Consider the following 25014-nt stretch of genomic DNA (forward strand, 5'->3'; position numbering starts at 1 on the left):
CCTCAGCGGGGGAGGAGGCCGCTCGCCACGTCGGACGGCTCGACGATCTCGCGCCACGGCTCCGGCCGGAGTCCTGCCGAGCCGAGCACGTCGGCCCCGGCGAGGAGGTCCACGTCGAGACCTGTCAGCTCGCCGATCGCGGCGACCGGCAGCTGGAACGTCCTGAAGCCGCCGAGCGGCACCAGGCCCTCGCGCACGCGCTCCACGAGCTCGCTCTGGTCGAGCAGGTACGCGCTCGTCGCGAGCGTCGATCCGTCCGGGCTCCACGCCGCGATCTTCCAGAAGCGGCGGGGGATGCCCGTACCGCGGTAGACCGGGTCGTCGTCCGCGAGCACGGGCCCGGTGAAGACGCTCAGGCGCGTGCGCCAGGTCTGCGCGTACTCGAGCACCAGGGTCTCGAGCCCGAGCCACAGCTCCTGCGACTGGTTGAAGCCGCTCGCCTGGGGCGCGGCGTTCGTGTAGCAGAAGCTGTCGCGGTTGGCCGCGGCGGCCTCGTCCCGGTCGCCCCAGACGGGGTCGCGGCGGCGGACGAGGTGGCCCCGGTCGAGGTCGTTGCGGGCGTACACCTCCGGCCCGGTCTGCTCGGAGGCGGGGATGCGGTCGTCGAGGTGCCAGTCGTCGCCGCGGCCGAGCTCGACCAGGCGCGCGCCGTCGATGTTCACGGCCGTCGAGACGGCCAGGCGCCGCTCCGGATCCAGCAGCACCTCGAAGTGCGTGTACGGCAGGAGCCGCACCGGGCGCTCGACCCTCAGGCGCGGCGCACCCGCGGGGACGCCGAGGAAGTCCGCGTCGAAGCTCACTCCTCGACCTCCGCCGTCGGAGTCGCCGTGGCTGTCGCTGTCGGGGTCGCCGTGGGCGTCGCCGGGGGAGCCTCGGTCGCGGGGACTCCCGTGCCGGTCGGAGCCGGAGCCGGTGCCTGGGTGGCGGGAGCCGGGACCTGCGAGCCGTTGCTGATCAGCAGGGCGATGTCGGAGTAGCGCGCGACGGTCGTGCCCGCGGCCGGGTCGGTGCCCGCCACCACGCCGGCCGGGAGCGACGAGTCGATGGTCGCCCCCTCCTCGACGTCGAAGCCGAGGTCCTCCAGCGCCTCCGTGGCGTCGTCGACCGAGCGGCCGGAGACGGTCGGCACGGCGATCTGGCGGCCGTTCAGCAGGGCGCTGCTGGGCTCCTCGAAGTCGTCTCCGCCGTACTTCTGGTCGGCGCGGGTCATCACCGAGTTCCAGATGTAGTGGCGGATGTTGGAGGCGTACGGGCGGCTCTCGAGCTCCGAGTTCGGGAAGCGGACCTCGCGCATCGAGGTGTGGCCGTCGATGTTGCCCACCCAGACCACGGTCGCGACGCGCGAGCTCGCGCCGTCCATCCAGGTCGACTCCGCGTTGTCGGTGGTGCCCGTCTTGCCGATGTGCTCGATGCCGTCGTCCGGGTCGGACTGGGCGGCCGTGCCGCCGGTGACGACGCGCTGCAGGGCGTAGTTCGCGACCGCCGTCAGCTCGGGGCTGAGGGCCTGGTTGCAGGTGGAGGTCGGCGGCTGGACGGCGGCGCCGGTCGCGTCGGTGATCGCGTCGATGGCGATCGCGGAGCAGGCGGTGCCGTTGTTGGCGAAGCCGGCGAAGGCGGTGACCATCGAGAGGGGGGAGATGAGCGTGTCCGAGCCGAGGACGGCGGACGGCTTGTAGTCGACCTCGCCGCCGTCGGCCGCCTTCACGCCGAAGCCGACCGCGCGGTCGCGGATCGCGCAGAGGTCGAGCTGCTGCGCCATCGAGACGTAGACGGTGTTGATCGACTGCATCGTGCCGGTCAGCACGCTGTAGCTGCCGTTCTCGCTGTCGTCGTTGTTGACCTCGTAGGAGGTGTCGAGCTCGCCGCCCGGCGCGCAGCTGGCGGGGAAGCCCGAGAAGGTGCGCTCGCGGCCGTTGATCGTCTCGTTCAGGGTGCGTCCGCTCGCGAGCCACTGCGCGAGCGTGAACACCTTGTAGGTCGATCCGACCTGGAACCCGGCGGAGCCGCCGTAGGCCGTGTCGGTATTGAAGTTGACGGCGGAGAAGTTCGCGCCGTTCACGGCGCCGGCCGCGTCGTAGTCCTTGTTCTGCACCATCGCCAGGATCCGGCCGGTGCCGACCTCCATCGAGACGGTCGCGCTGCCGATGTTGGTGTCGAGGGTGGGGACCTTGGGGACGGCGTTGTTCGTCGCGTTGGCCGCGGTGTCCTGCAGGTCGCGGTCGAGCGTCGTGTAGATCTTGTAGCCGCCGCGCTGGAAGTTCGCGAGGCGGGTGTCCGCGTCGTCGCCGAACGCCGGGTCGTTCTGGACGACGCGGGTGATGTAGTCGCAGAAGAAGGCCGCGTTGCCGGCGGTCTGGCAGCCCGTGGGCGTCTGAGTGATCGCGGGGACGACCTCCTCGGCGACGGCGGCGTCGTGGTCGGCCTGCGAGATCTTCCCCTCCTGCAGCATCTGGTCGAGGACGTAGTCGCGGCGGATCTTGTTGTCCGGGATGTTCTCGGGCTGGTCGATCCTGAGGCCGTTGGGGTTGTTGACCGTGGCGATCAGGCTCGCGGCCTGCGCCAGGCTCAGGTCGGCCGCGGTGGTCGAGAAGTAGTACTCGGCCGCCGCCTGGATGCCGTAGACCTGGCCGCCGAAGCCCGCGATGTTGAGGTAGCCGAGGAGGATGTCGTCCTTGCTGTACTTCTTCTCGAGGTCGACGGCGAGCTTCATCTCCTTGAGCTTGCGGCTCGGAGTGGTCGCGGTCGCCTCCTCGTAGGCGGCCTCGGAGGCCGCCTCGTCGGTCGCGCTCAGCGACTCCGCCTTCTGCACGAGGACGTTCTTGACGTACTGCTGAGTGATGGAGGATCCGCCCTGGAGGTCCCCGCCGACGATGTTGCTGAGCACCGCGCGGATCGTGCCCTGCAGGTCGACGCCGCCGTGGTCGTAGAAGCGCGGGTCCTCGGTCGAGACCGCCGCGTCCTTCACGGACTGGCTGACCTGGTCGAAGGCCACCTCCTCGCGGTTCTGCGCGTAGAAGGAGGCGAGCAGCTCGTCCGAGCCGTCGGTGCGCTTGGCGTAGATCTCGGTCTTCTGGGCCAGCTGGCCGAGCTCGAGGTACTCGGGCACCGTCTCGAACAGCCCGATCGGGTTGTTCTCGGCGAGACCGGTGACGGCGAGGGCGGGAGTGACCCCGACCGTGATCAGCAGGCCCCCGGCGAGGCTGGCTCCGACGATCCCGAGGACCCGGGCGAGCACGCCGCCGCGGGCGGTTCCTTGCGCAGACATGGCTACGAGAGTAGGCGACGAGTCTGGATCAGTCGTGCGGCCGCGCTCGGGGGCCCTGATGCCCGCCCTCCCGGCTCCGGGAGCGGCGGCCGCCGGTACGGTGAGCGGGTGACCAGAGCCCGAGCATGACCGCCTCCGCCGACCCCGCCGAGACGCGCCGCCGCGCGGTGCTCGTGGTGGCCGTCCTCGCCTCCTTCGTCGCCTTCCTCGACGGCACCGTCGTCAACGTCGCCCTGCCCGCCATCACCCGCGAGCTCGGCGGCGGGCTCGCGGTGCAGCAGTGGGTGGTCGACGGGTACCTGATCACGCTCGGCGCGCTGATCCTCGTGGCCGGCTCGCTCGCCGACCGCATCGGCCGGGCCCGCAGCATGACCATCGGCCTGATCGGCTTCGGCGTCACCTCGCTGCTGTGCGCGCTGGCCCCCACCGCCGAGGTCCTCATCGTGGCGCGGATGCTCCAGGGTGCCGCCGGCGCGATCCTCGTGCCCAGCTCGCTCGCCCTCATCATCGCGACCGTCCACGGCGCCGCGCAGGCTCGGACCATCGGTGCGTGGACGGCCTGGACCGGCACGGCGACGATCGCCGGGCCCGTGCTCGGCGGCCTGCTGGTGGACGCGGGCTCGTGGCGGTACGTCTTCGCGCTCAACCTGCTGCCGATCGCGGTGACGCTGGTCCTGCTGCGCAGGCTCGGCGCGGTCGACTCGGGGACCCGGGTGCCGATCGACGGCGTCGGCGCGGTGCTCGGGGTGATCGGCCTGGGAGGGCCGGTGTTCGCGCTGATCGAGCAGGAGCGACTCGGGATCCAGCATCCGCTCGTGCTGACCGCCCTGATCGGGGGAGTCGCCGCCCTCGTCGCGTTCGTCGTGTGGGAGCGGCGAGCGGCGCATCCGATGCTGCCGCTGTCGCTCTTCGCGTCGCGGAACTTCACCGTCGGCAACGTCTCGACGGCGTTCGTCTACGGAGCGCTCTCCTTCGGCTTCTTCGCGCTGGGCCTGTTCCTGCAGCAGACCCTGGGCTTCTCGGCGACCCTGGCCGGGCTCGCGACGCTCCCGCCGACGATCCTGCTGCTCCTGCTCTCGCAGGTCTCCGGGTCGCTGTCGGCGCGGTTCGGTCCGCGGCTCTTCATGGGCGTCGGACCGCTGATCGCCGCGGCCGGGTTCCTCCTGCTCTCCTTCGTCGACGAGGGCGCCGACTACGCCACGCAGCTGCTGCCGGGCATCCTCCTGTTCGGCTTCGGCCTCGCGGTGACGGTCGCTCCGCTGACCTCGACGATCCTCGGCGCGGTGGAGGACGGGCACAGCGGAGTCGGCTCCGCTGTGAACAACGCCGTCTCGCGCATCGCGGGGCTGGTCGCCATCGCCGCGACCTCGCTCGTGGTCGGCGACTCGCTCGACGTCGAGGGCTTCTCCCGTGCCGCCGTCGCGACCTCCGCCCTCCTGGTGGCCGGGGGCGTCGTCTCCCTCCTCGGCATCCGCAACCCGGCTCCCGCCGACCGCTGACGACTGCTCGGGGAGCGTCTCCGACCCCCGTCCGGGGTGCGGCGCTCCGTGTTCACGCGGTGTCCGCCGATCCTTCGACGGAACGTGGATGAAATAGTTGTCGCTACATGGAATACTGATCGACGTCGATGCGCTTGCATACATCGGACGGGGACGCTCTCCCCGCGACGACCGTCACACTCGAGGAGAAACCATGACCGACACCGTCACCATCCCCGGCTACAAGGCCGGCACCTGGGTCATCGACCCCACCCACAGCGAGGTCGCGTTCAGCGTCCGCCACCTGATGATCAGCAAGGTCAAGGGCAAGTTCGAGCGCTTCACCGCCACGTTCACCACCGGCGAGAACCCGCTCGACTCCAAGGTCGAGGCCACCGCCGAGGTCGCCTCCGTCAACACCAACGAGCCCAACCGCGACGGCCACCTCCGCACCGGCGACTTCTTCGAGGCCGAGAAGTACCCGGAGATCCACTTCGTCTCGACCGCCGTCCGCCCGAACGGCGACGACTTCCTCGTCGACGGCGAGCTCACCATCAAGGGCACCACCAAGCCCGTCACCTTCGAGGTGGAGTTCGGCGGCTTCGGCACCGACCCCTACGGCAACTACAAGGCCGGCCTCACCGCCAAGGCCACCATCGACCGCACCGACTTCGGTCTGACCTACAACGCGGCCCTCGAGACCGGTGGCGTGCTCATCGGCGAGAAGGTCACCATCACCCTCGACCTGCAGGCCGCCCACCAGGCGTAGTCCGAGCCGATCGACCGGAGCCGTCCCTCCCCCCGGGGAGCGGACGGCTCCGTCGTTCCCGGAGCCGGTCCGGGATCAGAGGATGCCGAGCTCCGTCAGCTGCTCGGAGATGCCCGCGCCGTCGGGCGCGAAGACCCAGGTCGTGCCGCTGGTCAGGGAGCGGTCCTCGGCCTTGGAGCGGCCTCCCGCGAGCACCGCCTCGCCGGTGGAGAGCTGGCGGATCGCGATCGCCGCGACCTTGTCGGGGTGCTCGTCCGCGAAGTCGGAGTAGATCTCCTCGTCGTGCTGCCCGTCGTCGCCGACCAGCAGCCAGCGCACGTCCGGGAACTCGGCCGCGAGTCGGCGGAGGTTCATCTCCTTGTGCTGCTTGCCGCTGCGGAACCAGCGGTCGTGCGTCGGGCCCCAGTCGGTAAGGAGGAGCGCTCCGGCCGGGTACAGGTGCCGCGACAGGAAGCGGGTGAGCGCCGGGGCGACGTTCCACGCGCCGGTGGAGAGGTAGATGACCGGGGAGCCCTCGTACTGCCGGGCGAAGCGGTCGAGGAAGACCGCCATGCCGGGCGTGGGCATCCGGGCGTGCTCGTCGAGCACGAAGGTGTTCCAGGCGGCGACAAAGGGGCGGGGGAGCGCGGTGACCATCACCGTGTCGTCCACGTCCGACACGACTCCGAGCCGCGACTCCGGACGCACGATGAAGACGGGCGCCTCGACGGGCTTCGAGCCCGCGGTCGAGAAGGTGATGGTGTGCCAGCCGGGCTCGAGCGTGATCGGGAGGTCCGCGTCGACGACTCCGCCGCGGTCGGCCGTCACTTGGTGGGTCTGCCCGTCTGCTTCGACGGTCACGACGGCCCCGCTCACGAAGACGCTGGTGAAGCTCCGCCAGCCGCGCACGCCCTCGACGGGGCGGACCTCCTCGACCCCGGGAGGGGTCGGCCGCGTGTAGAGGACGCGGGCCAGGACGCGCAGCTGCGTCGTCGAGCCGTAGCCGGTGTAGGGGATGACCCTCGGGACGTAGCCCTTGCGCTTCACGCGCCTCATCCGGAAGGAGTGGAGTCGGTCCTCGAGGCGGGCGGCGCGGTGCATGACCTCCGCCTTGCCTGCGCTCAGGGGCTTGCTCTCGGGCGTCAGCGGCATCCGCCCAGTCTGTCAGACCGGATGCCGGACCGCGGATCGCGCTCTCACGCGATCGTCAGGCTCCGGTGGGCTCGATCAGCTCGGGGCCGTTCGCCGAGACGGAGCCCACGGCTGCACCGACGCCGTGCACCTCGAGCTCCTCGGACAGCTCGGCCGCGCCCTCGGCGGCCGCGCGCAGCAGCTCGCCGTCCCCGGGGGACGCCGGGTCCAGCCAGTCCTCGATCAGCTCCGGCTGCAGCAGCACGGGCATCCGCTCGTGCACCTCGGCGAGCGGCCCGGCGGAGGGGCGGGTGAGGACCGTCGCCGAGAGCAGCCACGGAGAGCCCGGCTGGGCCGAGCGCCACCACTCGTAGAGACCGGCGAACAGGAGGAGCGAGCCCTCGCCCGGCGAGACGTAGACGGGTGCCTTCGCCCCGTCCGCGCCGACCCGCCACTCGTACCAGCCCGAGGCGGGCACGATCGCGCGCCGGGAGGCGTAGGACTCGCGGAACGAGGGCTTCTCGGCGACGGACTCGATCCGCGCGTTGAACAGCGGCGGCCCCGCGGACGGGTCGGCGGCGGAGCGGGGCACCAGGCCCCAGCGGGCTCCGGCGAGCCGACGCCGCGGCGGGCTGCCCTCCTCGACCCCCTTCATCGACTCCGCGACGACGGCGATCCGCTGGGTCGGCGCGATGTTCCAGGACGGCTCCGGCAGGTCGGCGCCCGGCTCGTCGATGTCGAAGAGCGCCACCAGGTCGGCGGTGGTCTGCGAGAGGACGAAGCGTCCGCACATGGTTTCTCCCGGGTGGATCGGACCCGCGGAGCCGTCGCCCTTCCGGGGGCGCGAAACACGAGGGACTTTCGATGAGACGACCCCGACCGGCGGTCGCCGTGCGTACGATTGTAGGAACCACGACCGAAGGAGCCCGCCGTGCCTCTTGGAAACCTCGTCGATCGACCGTTCGGTGAATCGTCCCAGGTCCGCAACGAGCCGGTGCAGGTGCGCAGCGCCGCCCGTCTCGCCTCGCTGCTCGACGCGGCGGCCGCCGTCGTCGACGAGGTCGGCTTCGACCGCCTGACCACGGCGATGGTCGCCGAGCGCGCGGGAGCCGCGATCGGCACGGTCTACCGCTACTTCCCGGACCGCATCGCCGTCCTCCAGGCGCTGCGCGAGCGGGCCCTCGAGCGCTTCCGCCGCCGCGTCATCACCGAGATCCGCGACACCCACCCGGGCAACTGGTGGGGCGCGGTCGACTGCGCCATCGACGCCTTCTGCGAGATGCACCGCAACGAGCCGGGCTTCCGCTCCATCCGCTTCGTCGACACGATCCACGCCCCCGAGGTCGCGGGCGAGGCGTTCGAGGCCGGCTTCTTCGCCCGCCGCTTCGCCGAGATCCTCGCGTCCGAGTACGGCCTCCCGGGCGGCGCGCAGCTGTCCTTCCGCCTCGAGGTGACCATCGAGGTCGCGGACGCGCTGCTCACGCGCGCGTTCCTCATCGACCCCAACGGCGACCAGCGCTTCATCGACGAGAGCCGCTCGCTGCTGCGCCACTACATGACCTCGCACTACGGAGCCGTCGAGGAGTCCTGACCGGCTAGGACTGTCAAGGCCCTAGTCGCTCCCGGAACATCCCGCAACACTTCGCGGTCCGGGTTTGCAGGCGGCTGCTAATGGTGTTTTCCTTGCCGCCTGGCCCCGTTCGGGGCCGCGGGCCGTGCAACGGCCGGACGCGCGGAGCGAGAGCGGGCACAGTCGTGGACCAGGGACAGATCGGCGCGCACACCGCCGGACGGCGGGCGGCCTCGTGATCGAGTTCCGCAACGTCAGCAAGCAGTACCCGGACGGCACGCGGGCGGTCGACGACTTCTCGCTCGTGCTGCCCTCCCGGCAGACGACCGTCTTCGTCGGCTCCTCGGGCTGCGGGAAGACCACGATCCTCCGCATGATCAACCGGATGATCGAGCCGACCTCCGGCACCATCGAGATCGACGGCGAGGACATCTCGTCCCTGCCCGCCGTCGCGCTCCGCCGCCGCATCGGCTACGTGATGCAGAACTCCGGCCTCCTGCCGCACCGCAAGGTCATCGACAACATCGCGACCGTGCCGCGGCTGAACGGGGTCGCCAAGAAGCAGGCGCACGCCCGCGCGCTCGAGCTGATGGACACGGTCGGACTGGACCGTGCGCTCGCCGCCCGGTACCCCAGCCAGCTCTCCGGCGGCCAGCAGCAGCGCGTCGGTGTGGCGCGCGGCCTGGCGGTCGACCCGAACATCCTGCTGATGGACGAGCCGTTCGGCGCGGTCGACCCTCTCGTGCGCGCCGACCTGCAGCGCGAGACCCTGCGACTCCAGGACGAGCTCGACAAGACCGTGGTCTTCGTCACCCACGACATCGACGAGGCGTTCCTCCTCGGCGACCAGGTCGTCATCCTCGAGAAGGGCGGCCGGATCGCGCAGAAGGGCTCGCCCGCCGAGATCCTGGCGAACCCCGCGAGCGAGTTCGTCGCCGGCTTCGTCGGCGCCGACCGCGGCAAGCGCTCGCTCCGGATCGAGGAGCGCGACGGCGCCCGCATCGTGGTCGACGGCGACGGGCGCCCGACCGGAGTGCTGCGCGCGCAGGACGGCCCCGCCGCGTGAACTGGGTCGTCAACAACACGGACGCGATCGTCGCGAACCTGCTGGCGCACCTGGCCCTGTCGGTCCCGCCGATCCTGCTCAGCTTCCTCGTCTCGCTGCCGTTCGGCTGGTTCGCGAACCGCTACCGCTGGAGCCGCGGCACCCTGCTGACAGGGCTCGGCGTGCTCTACGCCATCCCCTCGCTGGCCATGTTCATCCTGCTGCCGGTGCTGCTGGGCATCCCGCTCCGCTCGACCGCCAACGTGATCACGGGCCTCACCCTCTACGGCGTCGCGCTGATGGTCCGCACCACCTCGGACGCACTGGGCGCGGTGTCGGACGACGTCCGCCAGTCGGCGACCGCGATGGGCTACTCCGGCTGGGCGCGCTTCTGGCGGGTCGAGTTCCCGCTGGCCGGTCCGGTCCTGCTCTCGGGCCTGCGCGTGGTCACGGTCAGCACGGTCAGCCTGGTGACGGTCGGCGCGGTGCTCGGGATCCAGAGCCTCGGCCTGCTCTTCACCGACGGCTTCCAGCGCGGCATCACCGGTGAGATCGTCACGGGCATCGTCCTCACGATCGTCCTCGCGCTGGTGCTCGACGGACTGCTGGTGCTGATCGGCCGTCTCCTCATGCCCTGGACGGCTCTGGACCGCACGCGCCGCTCGCGCAGACCGGTCGCGGTCGAGAGGGCGGTGACGTCGTGAACCTCATCGCCGAGGCCTTCGCCTGGATCGCCGACCCCGCGCACTGGACCGGGGTCTACGCGATCCCGACCCGTGTCGCCCAGCACGTCGGCATCAGCCTGCTGGTGCTCGTGATCGCGGCCGCGATCGCGATCCCGATCGGCTACCTGATCGGGCACACCGGGCGCGGCAAGGGCATCGCCGTGCCGGTCGCAGGCGGCCTGCGCGCCCTGCCGACGCTGGGCGTGCTCGTCCTCGCGGCGATGAGCCTGGGGCTCGGCCTCGGCGCTCCGGGGATCGCCCTCGTCGTGCTCGCGATCCCGTCGGTGCTCGCCGGCGCGTACTCCGGGCTCGAGGCGGTCGACCGCCGCACGATCGACGCGGCGCGCTCGATGGGCATGACCGAGTGGCAGATCCTGACGAAGGTCGAGATCCCGCTGGGGCTGCCGCTGCTGATCGGCGGGCTCCGCTCGGCGGCGCTGCAGATCATCGCGACCGCCACGCTCGCCGACTACATCGGCGCCGGCGGCCTCGGGCAGTACATCTTCCGCGGAGTGAAGTCGGGGGACTACCCGCAGATGCTCGCCGGCTCGATCCTGGTGATCGTGCTGACGCTCCTCAGCGAGGTCCTCTTCGCCCTCCTCCAGCGGCTCGCCGTGCCGCGCGGAGTCGTGCTCGGCCTGGCCGGCACCGCCGGCCGCACAGGTTCCCGCGCTTCGTCGCCCCGACGACGCGCGGTGATGGGAATCCCCATCGAAGAAGGGAAATAGCAATGTTCACAGCACATTTCACGAAGGGCCGTGTCGCGCTCAGCGCACTCGCGGTCGGTGCCGTCGTGGCACTGGCAGGGTGTTCCTCGAGCGATCCGCTCGATGAGGGATCGGGTGCGACTGCGGGCAGCGAGACCATCGTGGTCGGCTCGCAGGACTACTACTCGAACGAGATCCTCGCCGAGATCTACGCGCAGGCGCTGGAGAACGACGGCTTCACCGTCGACCGCCAGCTGCGCATCGGCCAGCGCGAGATCTACCTGCCCGAGATCGAGAGCGGATCCATCGACGTCTTCCCGGAGTACGACGGCAGCCTCCTGCAGGCGCTCGAGCCCGACGCGACGGCCACCACCGCCGACGACGTGTACTCCGCGCTCGGCGACGCGCTGCCCGACGGCCTCCGCGCCCTCGACGCCGCCGAGGCCAGCGACCAGAACTCGTACACCGTCACCCAGGCCTTCGCCGACAAGTGGGACCTGACCGACATCGCGTCGCTCAAGAACGTCACCGACCCGATCGTGGTCGGCGGCAACTCCGAGCTGCAGACGCGCCCCTACGGGCCCGACACCCTGCAGTCGAAGTACGGCATCACGACCACCTTCCAGGCGATCGAGGACAGCGGCGGATCGACCACCGTCGACGCGCTCACCAGCGACCAGATCCAGCTGGCGAACGTCTACACGGCCGACCCGAACATCCAGAAGAACGACCTCGTCGCTCTCGAGGACCCGGACGGACTGTTCGTGGCCGACAACGTCGTGCCGATCGTCTCGAGCAAGATCACGGACGACGCGGCCGAGGTGCTGAACGCGGTCAGCGCGAAGCTCACGGCGGACGACCTCGTCGCCCTCAACTCCGAGAGCGTCAACGAGCAGAAGTCCGCGTCCGCGATCGCGGGCGAGTGGCTGAAGTCGGCGGGTCTCGTCGACTGATCCTCCCCGGATCCACGCCCGGAGGCGCGTCACTCGTCGAGGTGACGCGCCTCCGCTCTGTTCAGGAGCTTCTTCCCGAGGAGCACGAGCAGGGCGAAGACGACGATGACGCCCACGAAGACGTAGCCGGCGCCGTGCAGGCTCTCCGAGAGCTCCCGGTAGCTGCCGGCCGCGGCCGCGCCGACGCCGACGTAGGCGGACGACCAGAGCACGCACGCCGGGATCGTCCAGGCCATGAAGGTCCGGTAGCGCATCCCGCTCATCCCCACCGTCAGCGGGATCAGCGAGTGCAGCACCGGCAGGAATCGCGAGAGGAACACGGCGAACCCGCCGCGCCGCGCGAGGTAGCGCTCGGCCTTCAGCCAGTTCTTCTCGCCGAGCCGGCGTCCCAGGCGCGACGCGCGGATCCGCGGCCCGAACCAGCGGCCGAGGTAGAAGCCGACGGACTCGCCGCAGAGGGCGCCGATGACGACCGTGACGGCCAGCGCCGCGAACTGCAGCGGGCTGGTCACGCCGGTCGCGCTGACGATCACGATCGTGTCGCCGGGGACGACGAGGCCCGCCAGGATCGTGGTCTCGAAGAAGATCGCGAGTCCGGCGAGGAGCGTCCGCCAGACCGGGGGGACGCTGACGACGAAGTCCAGGATCCCGGTGAGGGTGTCGTTCACCGGGCGCCCCCGCCCGCCGCGGACTCGATCAAGGGCTGGGGCCGACGGCGGCTCCGGATGCTCGGCATGGCTCGATCGTAGGGGCGCACGGCTGGGCGGCGGCAGGGCTGCGCCCGGGAGGCCGGTGGACGCCGAGCGGTCAGGGGACGGCGACGAGCGCGGAGGCCGCCGGGCCGGTGCCGTTCGCCGTGACCGCCTGCACCGAGAGGGTGTAGCTGCGGCCCGGGACCAGCTTCGTGAAGGTCTGCGAGCGCTTGATCGCGGCGACCACGGCGCTCCAGGCTCCGGCTCCGCTCGTGTCGGACCCGTCGCGCGACACCCGGTAGCCGGTGACCGCCGAGCCACCGGTCCCCGCGGGGGGCGACCACGCGAGCGTCGCCGTGCCGTCCGAGCCCGCCGTGGCGGTGACCGCGGTCGGCGCGCCGGGGAGCCCGGCGGCGACGAGGGTCGCCGTCAGCGTGGTGCTGCTCCCGGGAGTGACGACGCTGTGCGAGGCGGCGCCGCCGTCCGACCAGGACGAGAACCGGTAGGCCGTGCCCGACGCGTCGGTCTGGTCCGGGACCTCCAGCTGGAGGGCCGAGCCCGCCCACGAGACGACGGTCGTGCCTCCGGCGACCTCGGTGCCGTTGACGACGACCGTCCGGCCTGCGGGAGCGGTGGCCAGGGTGACGAAGACCTTCTGCGGGGAGAACGTCCGCGTCGCCGTCGTCGACACTCCGCTCGAGTCAGTCGCGGTGACGCTGATCAGGAGGTCGCTGTCCGCGGCGGCGGCGAGGTCCTCCGGGCCGGGGGCGACGAAGGAGAGGTCGTTCCCCGTCAGCGGCCCGAGGAAGGGATGCGTGTGCTGAGCGTGGCGGCGCTGGACGGTCCAGGTGAGCGCCGAGGCGGGCAGGACGCCGTCCTCGGCGTCGGTCGCCGTGGCGCGGAGGCCGTAGCTCCGGCCCGTGACGAACATCCCTCCGTCGGCGGGTGCGGTGATGCTCACCGTCGGGGCACTGTCGCCCGAGGTGATCCTCGTCGTCGCGGGGGCGGAGACGGCTCCCTTCGGATCGCGGACGCGGAGGGACGCGGTCCAGCTGCCGGCGGCGTAGCTGTGGGTGAAGGTCGGGCCGGTCGTGATGCGGTCGGGGGTGCCGTCGCCGAACGACCACAGGTAGGTCAGGGCACCGCCCTCCGGGTCGCTGCTGCCCGAGCCGTTCAGCCGCGCGGCGAGAGGAGCCGCGCCGGAGGAGGGGGCGGCGGTGAGGGCCGCGGTCGGAGCGCGGTTCGCCGCGGCGGTGTAGGCGAGGCGCCGGACCTCGCCGCCGTTCGCGTAGCTGGTGTAGAAGAGGTCCTGGGTCCCGCGCGAGGGACCGAAGGCCATGGCGACGGCGCTGCTGCCGCCGAGGCCGGTCACGAGGTCGCCGGCCGCGCCGGTGCGGCCGAGGGTCCGGATCTTCCCGCACACGTAGTCGCCGAAGAGGTACGCGCCGTCGTAGGCGGCCGGCCAGACGCCGCGGGGGACGTAGGCGCCGCCCGTGATCGAGGCGCAGCCGCTGCTGTGCGCGTAGTCGTGGACCGGGTCGGTGAGCCCGGCGGGCGCCGCGGCTCCGCAGTTCGAGGCCGAGCCGGTCTTCGCGCAGTGGCCCTCACGGGTGTTCCAGCCGTAGTCGGCGCCGGCGACGCCCTGGTCGATCTCCTCCCAGGCGTCCTGGCCCACGTCGTTGATGCGGAAGACGGTGCCGGTCGCGTTCGGGTCGAAGGCCATCCGGAACGGATTGCGCAGGCCGCTCGCGAACGTCTCGCGGCAGCGCACGCCCGCGGCGGCCGGGGCGAGCCGGCAGGAGGCGGTCCCGGTGCCCAGGTAGGGGTTGCCGGCCGGGACGCCCCCGGTGAGGGTGATCCGGAGGATCTTGCCGTTCAGGATGTTCGGGTCGCGGGCGGCGTCGTTCCGGCCGCCGCAGCCGCTGCCGCCCGGCGAGCCGACTCCGCCGCGGTAGTCGCAGCCGCCGTCGCCGACGCTGACGTAGAGCAGGCCGTCCTTGCCGATGGCGAGGTCGCCGCCGTTGTGGTTGCTCGCGGGGGAGTAGATGCCGTCGAGGAGGACGCGCTCGGAGGCCGGGTCGATGCGGTCGTCGGTGCCGAGCTGGAACGAGGAGACGCGGTTGCGCGGGGCTCCCGCGGGGTTCACCGTGCCGCCGGCGTTGGTCGGGCAGGAGGAGTCGGAGCCCTTCGCGGTGTAGTAGACGACGACGGTGCGCGAGCCCGGTGCCGGGTCGACCGCGAGGCCGAGCACGCCGCGCTCGCCGTTGGCGCAGACCTTCGAGCGCAGGTCGAGGGCCGGGGTGGCGACCAGGCCGCCGGCGCGGATCACCCGGATCGCGCCGGTCTGCGAGGAGACGAGGGTGCGCCCGTCGGTCGTGAAGGCGAGGGCGGTCGGCGCGGGGACGGCCGCCACCCGCGAGTCGGTGAAGCCGGCGGGCACGACGGGAGCGGCGGACGCCGGACCCGCGGGCCCGGCGACGAGCGCGGCGGCCGTGATCGCCAGGACGGTGAGCAGGGCGAGACCACGGGGGCGGATCCTCGAGCGGGGCATCGGTGACTCCGAGACGGTCGGCGCTGCTGAGCGAGCGGCGGTCTGCGGCGGTGCAGAGGGCGCTGTCGGCGATGACGCGGGGCCAGGATAGGCGCGCGCGGCGGAGGGGCCGTGTCCCCCTTCAGGGTCAACACTGGGGGCTCCGGGCGCGGTGTCCCCGGGCCGCTCACGTCGAGCGGGGCTGCAGTGCGTCGGCCCGCCGGTTCACTCCAGAGCGGGCAGGACCACCGCGCGGACCGCCTCCGAGAACCGGGCGTAGCCGGCCTCGTCGAAGTGCAGGCCGTCGTCGACGAAGAGGGAGGGGTCGACAGAGCCGTCGGAGGTGACGAGCGCGTCGGCGGTGGGGACGAAGGTGACGCGGTCGTCCGTCTCGGCGTAGGCGCTGACCGCGGTGTTGGCGGCGCGGACCTCGGCGCCGACGGAGGCGCGGGCGGGCGTCTCCGCGATCTCGACGTAGAACAGCTCGGCGTCGGGGGCGACCTCCTCCACGCGCTGGAGGTACTCGACGACGGCGCCGGCGGTCTGGGCGCCGGTGCGCGAGCCCTCCTCGCCGCTGATGTCGTTCGCTCCCACGTACACGATCACGGCGCGGGGATCGAAGGGGGCGACCATGCGGTCCAGCCACGCGAGGTGATCGGCGACGGTCGTGCCGCCGATCCCGATGTTGTAGGTCTCGAGCGGACGCAGGTCCTCCTTGGAGGTCGTCCAGCGGCCGATCGTGGAGCTGCCCGTGAGGACGATGCTGTGCTGCGGGAACCCGGCGGCGAAGCGCTTCTCGAGACCGGCGACGCGCTCGGCCATGTCGACGGAGGAGGTCGGGCCGGGGTCGGGGGAGCTCGCGGCCGGAGCGCCCGCGCCTCCGCTCCGCGAGGCGAGCGAGAGGGCGATGCCCGCGCCGGCGAGGACCAGCGCGAGCACCAGCAGCGCGACCAGGAGGCGGAGGCGGATGCGGCGGGGGCCGGGGGCGGAGCCGGAGGGCGTCGCTCGAGTCATGGCTCGATCCTCGGGCATCGGCGGGGGCGCGTCCTCCACGAGGAGGCCGTCCGAGGACCCGCGCACCCGGTGGCCGTCTCTCCGTCACCGGATCGCCGTGATCGGATCCGCGCAGAACATCACAGAGGATGCACAGCCGTGCAACACTTGCACATCGCCATCGTCATCGTCGCCGCCGGCCGACTTCCGATGGACGATCACGATGAGGACTCATGGCACGCGCACGCATCACCTGGGTGGACACGGCGAAGGGCATCGCGATCATCCTGGTCGCCCTGGCCCACTCCGTGCAGTGGACCACGACGGCCGGGATCGCCCCCGACTCGTGGAACGAGATCAACCTCCTCCTCATCACCTTCCGGATGCCGCTGTTCTTCCTCGCCTCGGGGCTGTTCGCCGGCTCCGTGCTCACCCGGTCGTGGCCGGAGCTCTGGCGTTCGCGGCTGAGCCTGCTGGTCTGGGCCTTCCTGCTCTGGTCCGTGGTGCGGTTCCTCTTCTTCCTGGTGGTGCCCAACCCGGGCGGCACCGACGAGTCCGACCCGCTCGCGCTGCTCCTCCAGCCGGTGATGCCGCACAACGGGCTCTGGTTCCTCTACGCGCTCACGATCTTCTTCGTGGCCGCCAAGCTCGCGCAGGGCCGGATCGACTGGCGGGTGCAGATCGGCATCGCGACCGCGATCGCCGTGGTCTGGTACGCCGTCCGCTCCAGCACCTCCGAGGGCACCGGGAACATCGCCTGGGACGGCATGGCCCGCTACCTGATGTTCTTCCTGCTCGGCCTCTACCTGCGGAACGCGGTGATCGCGTTCGTGGAGCGCCGCGGGATCCTCAGCGGAGTCGGCTTCGGCGTGCTGTTCCTCGTGCTCGCCGGCGTGATCCTCGCCGTCCGCGCCCGCTTCCCGCTGCTGACGATCGGGCTGGTCCTGGTGAGCGTGCTGGCGGTCCTCGCCGGGCTCGTGGTCGCCCGCTTCCTCTCGAACCGGCGCGGCGCGGGCTGGATCACCTTCATCGGCCGCAACACGCTCCCGGTGTACGTGGTGCACGTCCTCTTCGTCTCGCTTGCCACGAGCGCCCTGCTGCTCTTCGACGGAGAGCGCTGGCTCGACGTCATCGGGCCGGTCGTGCCGCTCCTGGTCTGCGGGATCGGCGTCGCGGCGGCACTGGGCTACTGGCGCCTCACCCGCGACCTGCCCGTGCTGAAGTACGGCTTCCAGGCGCCCGCCTGGTTCTCCGGCTCCCGCTCGCGCGTCGACGCCGGCTGACTGCGGGGCGCCCGCCGACGGCGCCTCGGCATCGGCCCCGGGATTCTCTTCACCGGGCGAATCCGTCGATGCGTCGCGCGGTGAACGGATTCCCAGAGCCGATCTCGCGGATGTGCGCCTGGGAATCCGCTGAAGGCCCGTGAGAGGAAGTCTCAGCGCTCCGTCGCCCGCCTGATCGCTCGGCGTCGAGAGGCCGGCGGCGGCGCGTCCGACGGAGGCGAGCCCCGCTCGGCAGTCGCCGCGCGGTGGACTCCCTCGACGTCGAGAGGGACTGTCTCGACGTCGAGCGACCGGTCGGCGGGAGCGCTCGGAGGGGCGTCCGGGGCCACCCCGGAAAGGGTGCCGCCAGGAGCTCGCGGAAGGCCGCACATCCGCCCCAGTACTGGGATCGAAGGCCGTCGGACCCCTTCCCCCGACCTACTCTCGGAGCTGTGAACGAACTCCTGGATCCGCTCCTGCTGTCGAGATGGCAGTTCGGTCTGACGACGATCTACCACTTCCTGTTCGTGCCGCTCACGATCGGCATGGCGCTCACCGTCGCGATCTTCCAGACCTGCTGGGTGCGCACCGGGAAGGTGCACTACCTGCAGCTGACGAAGTTCTTCGGGAAGCTCTTCCTGATCAACTTCGCGATGGGCGTCGTGACCGGGATCGTCCAGGAGTTCCAGTTCGGGATGAACTGGAGCGACTACTCCCGCTTCGTCGGCGACGTCTTCGGGGCCCCGCTGGCGTTCGAGGGCCTGCTCGCCTTCTTCCTCGAGGCCACCTTCATCGGCCTCTGGATCTTCGGCTGGGACAAGCTGCCCGAGAAGCTGCACCTGGCCACCATCTGGCTGACCACGCTGGGCACCACGCTCTCGGCCTACTTCATCATCGCCGCGAACGCGTTCATGCAGAACCCGGTCGGCTTCCGCATCAACGAGACCAAGGGCCGCGCGGAGCTCACCGACATCTGGGCGCTCCTCACCAACAAGGTCGCGCTCGCCGCGTTCCCGCACACGATCTTCGCCTGCTTCATGGTCTCGGCCGCCGTCATCATCAGCGTCGCGGCCTACCACCTCTCGCGGAACCAGCACCTCGAGACCATGCGCCCGGCGCTGAGGTTCGGCGCCTGGATGATGCTCGTCAGCGGCGGCCTGACCCTGTTCACCGGCGACTCACTCGGCCTCGCGATGGTCGACACGCAGCCGATGAAGATGGCGGCCGCGGAGGCGCTCTACAGGACCTCCACGGGCGTCGACGCCTCCTTCTCCGTCTTCACCTGGGGCACGCCGGACGGCTCGAGCGAGCTGTTCTCGATCCGCATCCCCTACCTGCTCTCCTTCCTCTCGACGCACACCTTCACCGGCACGGTCGAGGGCATCAACGACCTCCAGGCGCAGTACACCCAGGTCTACGGACCCGGCGACTACACGCCGATCATCTGGGTCACCTACTGGTCGTTCCGCTGGATGATGGCGCTCGGCGTCCTGGCCATCGGCGTGGCCGCGGCCGGCCTCTGGTTCACCCGGAAGGGCCGCGAGCCTAAGCAGTGGATGTGGAAGGTCGCGATCTGGGCCGCCCCGCTGCCGCTGATGGCGATGATCGTGGGCTGGGTCTTCACCGAGATGGGCCGCCAGCCGTGGCTCGTGTTCGGACTGCTGAAGACCGCCGACGGAGTCTCGCCCGGAGTGAGCGGCCTCGAGGTCCTGATCTCGCTGCTCGCCTTCACCGCGATCTACGGCACGCTCGCCGTGGTCGAGTTCCGCCTGATCAAGCGGGCCGCGCAGGCCGGCCCCGACGACGCTCCCGAGGTCGACGAGGAGAGCGGTCGCCCGCAGCTCGTCGGCACCGTCTACTAGGAGGCACCCCTCATGGATCTCGCCGTTCTCTGGTTCTGGATCGTCGCGTTCTTCTTCATCGGCTACTTCGTCCTCGACGGGTTCGACTTCGGCGTCGGCATGTCGCTCCCGTTCCTCGGGCGCGACGACACCGACCGCCGCGTGCTGATCAACACGATCGGCCCGGTGTGGGACCTCAACGAGACGTGGGTGATCGTCGCCGGCGCCGCCCTGTTCGCCGCGTTCCCGGAGTGGTACGCCACGCTCTTCAGCGGGTTCTACCTGCCGCTTCTGCTCATCCTGCTCGCGCTGATCGCCCGCGGCGTCTCGTTCGAGTACCGGCACCAGCGTCCGGAGGCGCAGTGGAAGCGGCGCTTCGACACGATGATCGTCGTCGGCTCCGCGGTGCCCGCCTTCCTCTGGGGCGTGGCCTTCGCGAACATCGTGCAGGGCGTCCCGATGGACGCCGACCACAACTTCACCGGCACCGTCCTGGACCTGCTGAACCCCTACGCCCTGCTGGGTGGAGCGACGACCCTCCTGCTGTTCTTCACGCACGGAGTCGTCTTCGTCGCCCTGAAGACGGAGGGGGAGATCCGCGAGCGTGCGCGCCGCCTGGCGACCCGCGCGGGGCTGCTCACCGTGGTCGTCGCCGCGGTCTTCCTGGCCTGGACCAACCTCGGCCAGGGGAGCACCGCCTCCTGGGCGCTCTCGGCGGGCGCGGCCGCGACCCTCGTCGGCGGCTGGCTCGCGATCACGCGGGGCCGGGAGGGACGCGCCTTCGCGCTGCTGGCCGGCACCATCGCGCTCGCCGTGCTCGCCCTCTTCGCGACGCTGTTCCCCGCGGTGATGCCGGCCTCGAACGTCCCCGCCTACGGGCTGACGATCGAGAACGCCTCCAGCACGCCCTATACGCTGACGGTCATGAGTTGGACCGCCCTGGTGTTCGTGCCGCTCATCGTCGGCTACCAGGCCTGGACCTACTGGATCTTCCGCAAGCGCATCAGCCGCGCGCACATCCCGGTCGACGCCCACTGACGTGAAGCCCCTCGATCCGCGCCTGCTCCGCTACGCCCGGGCGGCCCGCGTGTTCCTCCTGCTCGGCGGGGTGCTCGCGCTGGCGAGGACCCTGGCGATCGTCGCCTTCGCGTGGCTCGTGGCGCAGCTGGTGGCCGGTGCGGTCGACGGGAGGAGCGCCGACGATCTCGCGCCGCTGCTGGCCGCCCTGCTCGCGGTCGTCGCGGCGCGGGCGGCTCTCGCCTGGGCGACCGAGGTGAACGCGGTGCGCGGAGGAGCAGGAGCGAAGGCGCAGCTGCGGCAGGCGGTCCTCGCCGCACTGGTCGAGCTCGGCCCGGCGGGCCGCTCCGAAGGGGGCTCGGGCGGGGTCGTCGCGCTGCTGGGCGGCGGACTGGACTCCCTCGACGGCTACTTCGCCCGCTACCTCCCGCAGCTGATCGCCACCGCGGTGGCGACGCCGCTCCTGACGCTCGTGGTCTTCCTCGCCGATCCGCTCAGCGCGGTGTTCCTGGTGGTGACCCTGCCGCTCATCCCGGTGTTCATGGTGCTGATCGGCTGGGCGACTCAGGTCGTGCAGGCGCGGCAGTGGGAGCGGCTGCAGGCGCTCGCGTCCGGCTTCGTCGACACCGTCGGCGGCCTCGCGACGCTCAAGATCTTCGGGCGGGCCGAGCGGCAGGCGACGCGGATCCGCGCGCTGACCGAGGACTACCGCGTGCACACGATGAAGGTGCTGCGGGTGACCTTCGTCAGCGGCTTCGTGCTGGAGCTCGCCGGCTCGCTCTCGGTCGCACTGGTCGCCGTCTCGATCGGGCTGCGGCTCGTCGACGGCTCGCTGGGGCTGGCCGTCGGGCTGTTCGTCCTGGTGCTGGCGCCGGACGTGTTCCTGCCGGTGCGCCAGGTCGGTGCCGAGTTCCATGCGGCGGCGGACGGGGTGCAGGCGGCGGACCGCGCCTTCGCCGTCCTCGAGCGCGCGGCGGCCCTGCCCGCTCGCGGGAAGGCCCCGGCGGCGACGGGGGCGCTCGAGCTGCGGGGTCTCGCGGTCGACGACGGACGCGGGCGGACGCTCGCTCCTGTCGACGCGGTGCTCCCCGTCGGGTCGATCACCGTGGTGACCGGGCCCAGCGGGTCGGGGAAGTCGACGCTGATCGCCGCGCTCGCGGGCTTCGTGCCCTTCTCGGGCACGCTGCTGCTCGGCGGGTCGCCGGTCGCGGATCTGCGGTCGACGCTCGCCTGGGCGGGCCAGCGGCCCGACCTTCTCCCGGGGAGCGTCGCCTCCGCCGTCGGGCTCGGAGCACTCTCGCCGGACCCCGAGCGCGTGCGGCGGGCCCTGGCGATCGCCGCCGTCGACGTGGACCCCGAGCGCCGGCTCGACGCCGAGGGGACGGGCCTCTCGGGCGGGCAGAGCGCCCGTGTCGCCGTCGCCCGCGCTGTGCACCGCCTGCTCGAGCGCGGGTGCGCGGTGCTGGCCCTGGACGAGCCGACCGCCGCCCTCGACGACGAGTCCGAGCGGGCGCTGCTCGCCGGACTCAGGACGCTGGCGGAGAGCGGGACGATCGTCGTCGTCGCGAGCCACCGGCCCGCGACCGTCGCGGCGGCCGACGCCGTGATCGCCCTGGCGCCGGCGGGGGCGGTCGTGAGGTGAACCGCTCCGACGTCCTCCGCGCCGCGATGCCCGGGCCGCGCCGCTTCCTGCCGGGTCTGTCCTTCGGGCTGCTCTCCTCCTCCGCCGTCGTGGCGCTGCTGGCCTGCTCGGCCTGGCTGATCGTCCGCGCGGCCGAGCAGCCGCCGATCCTGTTCCTCTCCATGGCCGTCGTGGGCGTGCGGGCCTTCGCGCTGGCGCGGGCCTTCTTCCGCTACCTCGAGCGACTGACCGGCCACGACGCCGCCTTCCGCGCGCTCGCGGAGCTCCGGGCGGGCGTCTACGAGCGCCTGGTGCCGGTCGCGCCGGACGGGCTGGGCCGCGTGCGCCGTGGCGACCTGGTCTCCCGGGTGGTGGCGGACGTCGACGCCCAGCAGGACGTGCCGCTGCGCGTCGTGCAGCCGCTGGTCGTCGCGGCGCTGGTCGCTGCGGTCTCCGTGGTCGGCGTCTGGCTGCTGCTGCCGGCGATGGGCGCCGTGCTGCTGGCGCTGCTCGTCCTCGCCTTCGCCGGCGGGGCTCTGGGCGCCGGCCGGCTCTCCGCGCAGGCGGACCGCGAGCTGGCGCCGTTGCGCGGGGAGCTGGCCGAGCGCCTCAACCTGCTGGTCACCCGCCTCGACGTGCTCATCGCCTTCGATGCCGCGGGTGACGCTCTGGCGGACGTGGCACGCGCGGAGGAGTCGCTCGCCCGGGCGGCGCGTCGACGGGCGGCCTCCGCCGGACTGGCCGCGGCCGTCCTCGCCCTCTGCTCGGGTGGTGCGGTCTGGGCGGGCCTCGCGCTCGGGATCCCGGTGATCGGCGACCTCGGCGGTCCGGCGCTGGGAGTCGTCGCGCTCGTGCCGCTCGCGGTGTTCGAGGTCGCCGCCGCCGCGCCGCTCGCCGTGCAGGCGGCGCGCACCGCGCTCTCGAGCGCTCAGCGCCTGGCTGATCTGGACGCCGAGGCGGCGTCGCCGGCGCTCGCGACCGACGCGGACGTGGACCCGGACGCCCCGGCTCCCCGGGGCGCCGGCATCGTCCTGCGCGACCTGTCGGTGAGCTGGCCCGGCGCGCACACGCCCGCGCTGCGGGGCGTCTCGCTCGACCTGCCGGAGGGTGCGCGCGTCCTCGTCACCGGCGGCAGCGGCTCCGGGAAGACGACGCTCGCGCACGCTCTGGTGCGCTTCCTCGACCACTCCGGCAGCTACCTCCTGGGCGGGGTCGAGGCGCGGACGCTGCCGCAGGCGGAGGTGCGGAAGCGGGTCGGACTCGTGGAGCAGCAGCCGTACCTCTTCGACGACACGATCCGGCAGAACCTCCTCTTCGCGCGGCCCGAGGCCGATGGCGCCGTGCTCGAGGCGGTGCTCGAGCGGGTCGGGCTCGGGTCCTGGGTCGCTGCACGCGGCGGGCTCGACGCGCGGGTGGGGGAACGGGGCTCGCTCGTCTCGGGCGGCCAGGCTCAGCGGATCGCCCTCGCACGCGCACTCCTGGCCGATTTCCGCGTCCTGGTGCTGGACGAGCCGACGGCGTCGGTGGACGCTCCCGTGGCCGACGCCCTGCTCGGGGATCTGCTCCGCGCCGCCGAGGGGCGGACGGTGGTCCTGATCGCGCACCGGGTCGATCCGGGCCTGGAGTTCGACACGCGGATCCGGGTGGCGGACGGCACGGCGGCTCAGGAGTACCGGGCCGCCTGAGCAGGCGTCCGGCTCCGCGGGGCGGTCGGTCCGAGCGGCCGTTCAGCCGTGCTCCGTCCGGACCGAGGCCCGCGCCAGGGAGGCCGCGCGCGCCAGGCGCCCGCCCTCCGCCTCCCAGCGGTCGAGGACCGCGTCCGCCCGGGTCCGCGCCGCACCGCGCAGCCCGGCCAGGAGCGGAGCGACGACGTCGCGGGCCAGCGGGTCGCTCAGCTCGTCCACGCGGGAGTCGCGGACGAAGCCCTCGAGCCGGGTGAGGTCGGAGCCGCGCAGCCACTCGGCTCGGGACTGCAGCAGCACGACGGCCGCCAGCCGCGGCTCGAACACCGCCTGCTCCCACAGCTCGGAGGAGAGGGCGGTCACGTCGTCGTGCTCGAGCGAGCGGAACTTCCTCAGCGCGTCGCGGACGGTGCCGCGGACCGCCCCGACCGAGGCGCCCGTCGAGTCGAGCCCTGATCCCAGGCGCTCGCGCACGTCCTGCGCGCGCCAGACGTCGCCCTCGTACTCCAGGGCCGAGCGGATGAAGTCGCCGGGGTCGCTCACCCCTCCATCATGCGTCGCGCGTCAGCCCCTGCTGGCCCAGACGGCCCGTCCGATGCCGTCGTACTCGACGAGGCGGCCGTCGTCCTGCAGCACGAGGCGGTAGGGCGCGACGACGCCGCTCTGGCCGATGCCGAAGGAGATCCTCGGGAACCGCAGCCAGAGGATCCGGGAGTCGGCCACGTCGAGCCGGCCCTCGGAGCTCATCGAGAAGGCGGCGCCGGAGGCGGAGGAGGTGTTCGTCGCCCAGTCCGCGCCGTTCGGCCCGTAGACGACGAAGTTGCCGTCGCGCTGCATCTCGGCCCGCCACTGCCCGCTCGCCGAGGTCAGCCGCGTGCCCGCGACGACGAGGCCGCTCGGGGAGAGCGAGTCGCGCACGACGAGCGCAGCACTGCTCCAGAGGACGCCGGAGTCGTCCGCGATCCGGAGATCGCCCTCGCGGAGGACCATCGTGGCGCCCGGCTCGCCGGACGTGTCCGAGGCCCAGACGGGCGCGCCGTCCGCGGTGTAGACCACGGCGTTCCCGTCGTCCTGCATCCGGAGGACGTTGCCCCGGCCGCGGGTGCCGCTCGCCCAGAGAGCCCCGCCCTGCCCGTAGACGACGAGGTTGCCGTTCGCCTGCATCACCGCCGTGGTGCCTCCCGGGGTGGCGAGCCGGTTCCCCGCGTAGAGGGTGCTGCCGCGGCGGAGGGTGTCGGTGCGCGGCTCGTCGATCCGGCCGCCGATGCTGCTGGCCCAGGCGGCCGAGCCGCTGCGGCGGTAGATGACGAGATTGCCGTCGTCCTGCATCCGCAGCTCGCCGCCGGGGTCGGCCACCGTGCCGCTCGCCCAGACCGGGCGCCCGTCCGCGGCGTACACGACGAGGTTGCCGTCGTCCTGCATCCGCAGGCTGTCGCCGCGCCCCTGCGTGCCCGAGGCCCAGGTGGGACGGCCGCCGGCGGCGTAGACCACGGCGTTGCCGTCGGTCTGCATCACGAGGGAGGAGGCGCCGTCGGGGGACACCAGGCGCTCGCCGCGCGCGAGCTGCTCGCCGGCACGGAGGACCGCGGCGGAGGCGACGGCGGAGGACGCCGAGGGCGGGGCCTCGACCGCGGCGGCGGGCAGCGAGCCCAGCAGGAGCGCGCCCGTGGCGGCGAGCGCCGCGAGGGAGGCGGTCAGGGAGCGGCCGGAGGGGAGGTGCGTCATCGCAGGGGTCCTGTCGGGGAGGGCGGCTG

Annotated in this window: 21 protein-coding genes; 12 read left to right on the forward strand and 9 right to left on the reverse strand. The window is 72.3% G+C overall.

What is annotated here, in order from left to right; translation table 11 throughout:
• Positions 1 to 2: 2 nt before the first annotated feature.
• The gene (locus C5B95_RS01495; protein WP_244230625.1) at positions 3 to 800 is read right to left on the reverse strand and encodes a DNA/RNA non-specific endonuclease; all 798 of its coding nucleotides are present in this window, start codon (positions 798 to 800) and stop codon (positions 3 to 5) included.
• Positions 797 to 3265 (reverse strand): transglycosylase domain-containing protein, encoded by a 2469-nt coding sequence (locus C5B95_RS01500; RefSeq protein ID WP_104225628.1) that lies wholly within the window; start codon positions 3263 to 3265, stop codon positions 797 to 799. Before C5B95_RS01500 ends, C5B95_RS01495 begins: the two co-directional genes overlap by 4 nt.
• Positions 3266 to 3390: 125 nt before the next feature.
• Here C5B95_RS01500 and C5B95_RS01505 point away from each other — a divergent pair, with 125 nt between their 5' ends.
• The gene (locus tag C5B95_RS01505; RefSeq protein WP_104225629.1) at positions 3391 to 4764 is read left to right on the forward strand and encodes a DHA2 family efflux MFS transporter permease subunit; all 1374 of its coding nucleotides are present in this window, start codon (positions 3391 to 3393) and stop codon (positions 4762 to 4764) included.
• A 193-nt stretch (positions 4765 to 4957) separates the two neighbouring features.
• Positions 4958 to 5512 carry a YceI family protein gene (locus C5B95_RS01510; protein WP_104223105.1) on the forward strand — a complete coding sequence of 185 codons (555 nt, stop codon included), beginning with the start codon at positions 4958 to 4960 and terminating at the stop codon, positions 5510 to 5512.
• 75 nt (positions 5513 to 5587) lie between these two features.
• On the opposite strand, the gene C5B95_RS01515 is transcribed toward C5B95_RS01510, so the two are convergent.
• Both C5B95_RS01515 and C5B95_RS01520 read right to left on the reverse strand, forming a co-directional pair.
• Complete coding sequence (locus tag C5B95_RS01515) at positions 5588 to 6643, reverse strand: App1 family protein (RefSeq protein ID WP_258059297.1); 1056 nt, start codon at positions 6641 to 6643, stop codon at positions 5588 to 5590.
• Between the two features lie 55 nt (positions 6644 to 6698).
• Entirely contained in the window at positions 6699 to 7415 is a 717-nt protein-coding gene (locus C5B95_RS01520; protein ID WP_104225630.1) for an SOS response-associated peptidase, read from the reverse strand.
• Between the two features lie 138 nt (positions 7416 to 7553).
• On the opposite strand from C5B95_RS01520, the gene C5B95_RS01525 reads away from it, so the two are divergent.
• From C5B95_RS01525 to C5B95_RS01545, 5 genes are all read left to right on the forward strand, one after another.
• Positions 7554 to 8213 carry a TetR/AcrR family transcriptional regulator gene (locus tag C5B95_RS01525; protein ID WP_104223107.1) on the forward strand — a complete coding sequence of 220 codons (660 nt, stop codon included), beginning with the start codon at positions 7554 to 7556 and terminating at the stop codon, positions 8211 to 8213.
• A 214-nt stretch (positions 8214 to 8427) separates the two neighbouring features.
• The gene (locus C5B95_RS01530; protein WP_104225631.1) at positions 8428 to 9258 is read left to right on the forward strand and encodes an ABC transporter ATP-binding protein; all 831 of its coding nucleotides are present in this window, start codon (positions 8428 to 8430) and stop codon (positions 9256 to 9258) included.
• Entirely contained in the window at positions 9255 to 9941 is a 687-nt protein-coding gene (locus tag C5B95_RS01535; RefSeq protein WP_104223109.1) for an ABC transporter permease, read from the forward strand. Before C5B95_RS01530 ends, C5B95_RS01535 begins: the two co-directional genes overlap by 4 nt.
• On the forward strand, positions 9938 to 10690 hold the full coding sequence (locus tag C5B95_RS01540) for an ABC transporter permease (protein WP_104348317.1): 753 nt from the start codon (positions 9938 to 9940) through the stop codon (positions 10688 to 10690). Before C5B95_RS01535 ends, C5B95_RS01540 begins: the two co-directional genes overlap by 4 nt.
• Positions 10691 to 10692: 2 nt before the next feature.
• Entirely contained in the window at positions 10693 to 11622 is a 930-nt protein-coding gene (locus tag C5B95_RS01545) for an ABC transporter substrate-binding protein (protein WP_104223111.1), read from the forward strand.
• A 29-nt stretch (positions 11623 to 11651) separates the two neighbouring features.
• On the opposite strand, the gene C5B95_RS01550 is transcribed toward C5B95_RS01545, so the two are convergent.
• From C5B95_RS01550 to C5B95_RS01560, 3 genes are all read right to left on the reverse strand, one after another.
• Positions 11652 to 12290: a DedA family protein gene (locus C5B95_RS01550; protein ID WP_104223112.1), complete on the reverse strand. Its 639-nt coding sequence runs from the start codon at positions 12288 to 12290 to the stop codon at positions 11652 to 11654.
• Positions 12291 to 12429: 139 nt separating this feature from the next.
• The gene (locus C5B95_RS01555; RefSeq protein ID WP_104348318.1) at positions 12430 to 14865 is read right to left on the reverse strand and encodes a PQQ-dependent sugar dehydrogenase; all 2436 of its coding nucleotides are present in this window, start codon (positions 14863 to 14865) and stop codon (positions 12430 to 12432) included.
• 204 nt (positions 14866 to 15069) lie between these two features.
• Complete coding sequence (locus tag C5B95_RS01560; protein ID WP_146083679.1) at positions 15070 to 15858, reverse strand: GDSL-type esterase/lipase family protein; 789 nt, start codon at positions 15856 to 15858, stop codon at positions 15070 to 15072.
• A gap of 212 nt (positions 15859 to 16070) precedes the next feature.
• Between C5B95_RS01560 and C5B95_RS01565 the strand changes: the two genes are divergently transcribed.
• From C5B95_RS01565 to cydC, 5 genes are all read left to right on the forward strand, one after another.
• Entirely contained in the window at positions 16071 to 17120 is a 1050-nt protein-coding gene (locus C5B95_RS01565; RefSeq protein WP_104348320.1) for an acyltransferase family protein, read from the forward strand.
• Between the two features lie 431 nt (positions 17121 to 17551).
• Positions 17552 to 18961 (forward strand): cytochrome ubiquinol oxidase subunit I, encoded by a 1410-nt coding sequence (locus tag C5B95_RS01570; protein WP_104233758.1) that lies wholly within the window; start codon positions 17552 to 17554, stop codon positions 18959 to 18961.
• Positions 18962 to 18973: 12 nt separating this feature from the next.
• Positions 18974 to 19978 (forward strand): cytochrome d ubiquinol oxidase subunit II, encoded by a 1005-nt coding sequence (gene cydB, locus C5B95_RS01575; RefSeq protein ID WP_104263596.1) that lies wholly within the window; start codon positions 18974 to 18976, stop codon positions 19976 to 19978.
• 1 nt (position 19979) lies between these two features.
• A complete protein-coding gene (cydD, locus tag C5B95_RS01580) occupies positions 19980 to 21599 on the forward strand; it encodes a thiol reductant ABC exporter subunit CydD (RefSeq protein WP_104348321.1) in 1620 nt (539 codons plus the stop codon).
• Complete coding sequence (cydC, locus tag C5B95_RS01585) at positions 21596 to 23263, forward strand: thiol reductant ABC exporter subunit CydC (RefSeq protein ID WP_104348322.1); 1668 nt, start codon at positions 21596 to 21598, stop codon at positions 23261 to 23263. The genes cydD and cydC overlap by 4 nt, the downstream gene beginning before the upstream one ends.
• Positions 23264 to 23305: 42 nt before the next feature.
• On the opposite strand, the gene C5B95_RS01590 is transcribed toward cydC, so the two are convergent.
• Together C5B95_RS01590 and C5B95_RS01595 are read right to left on the reverse strand one after the other, a co-directional pair.
• Positions 23306 to 23803, reverse strand: coding sequence for a DNA alkylation repair protein (locus C5B95_RS01590; protein ID WP_104225639.1), 498 nt, complete (start codon positions 23801 to 23803; stop codon positions 23306 to 23308).
• A gap of 21 nt (positions 23804 to 23824) precedes the next feature.
• Positions 23825 to 24985, reverse strand: a complete 1161-nt coding sequence (locus C5B95_RS01595; protein WP_104348323.1) for a hypothetical protein — start codon at positions 24983 to 24985, stop codon at positions 23825 to 23827.
• Positions 24986 to 25014: the final 29 nt, after the last annotated feature.

Source organism: Rathayibacter sp. AY1A7 (assembly GCF_002930845.1).
Taxonomy (GTDB): domain Bacteria; phylum Actinomycetota; class Actinomycetes; order Actinomycetales; family Microbacteriaceae; genus Rathayibacter.

Excerpts from the sequence above, each read along its gene's own strand:
- C5B95_RS01555 (WP_104348318.1), bottom strand. The coding sequence starts at position 14,865 with ATGCCCCGCTCGAGGATCCGCCCCCGTGGTCTCGCCCTGCTCACCGTC.
- C5B95_RS01560 (WP_146083679.1), bottom strand. The coding sequence starts at position 15,858 with ATGACTCGAGCGACGCCCTCCGGCTCCGCCCCCGGCCCCCGCCGCATC.
- cydB (WP_104263596.1), top strand. The coding sequence starts at position 18,974 with ATGGATCTCGCCGTTCTCTGGTTCTGGATCGTCGCGTTCTTCTTCATC.
- C5B95_RS01565 (WP_104348320.1), top strand. The coding sequence starts at position 16,071 with ATGGCACGCGCACGCATCACCTGGGTGGACACGGCGAAGGGCATCGCG.
- C5B95_RS01595 (WP_104348323.1), bottom strand. The coding sequence starts at position 24,985 with ATGACGCACCTCCCCTCCGGCCGCTCCCTGACCGCCTCCCTCGCGGCG.
- C5B95_RS01505 (WP_104225629.1), top strand. The coding sequence starts at position 3,391 with ATGACCGCCTCCGCCGACCCCGCCGAGACGCGCCGCCGCGCGGTGCTC.
- C5B95_RS01545 (WP_104223111.1), top strand. The coding sequence starts at position 10,693 with ATGTTCACAGCACATTTCACGAAGGGCCGTGTCGCGCTCAGCGCACTC.
- C5B95_RS01510 (WP_104223105.1), top strand. The coding sequence starts at position 4,958 with ATGACCGACACCGTCACCATCCCCGGCTACAAGGCCGGCACCTGGGTC.
- C5B95_RS01500 (WP_104225628.1), bottom strand. The coding sequence starts at position 3,265 with ATGTCTGCGCAAGGAACCGCCCGCGGCGGCGTGCTCGCCCGGGTCCTC.
- C5B95_RS01515 (WP_258059297.1), bottom strand. The coding sequence starts at position 6,643 with ATGCCGCTGACGCCCGAGAGCAAGCCCCTGAGCGCAGGCAAGGCGGAG.
- C5B95_RS01520 (WP_104225630.1), bottom strand. The coding sequence starts at position 7,415 with ATGTGCGGACGCTTCGTCCTCTCGCAGACCACCGCCGACCTGGTGGCG.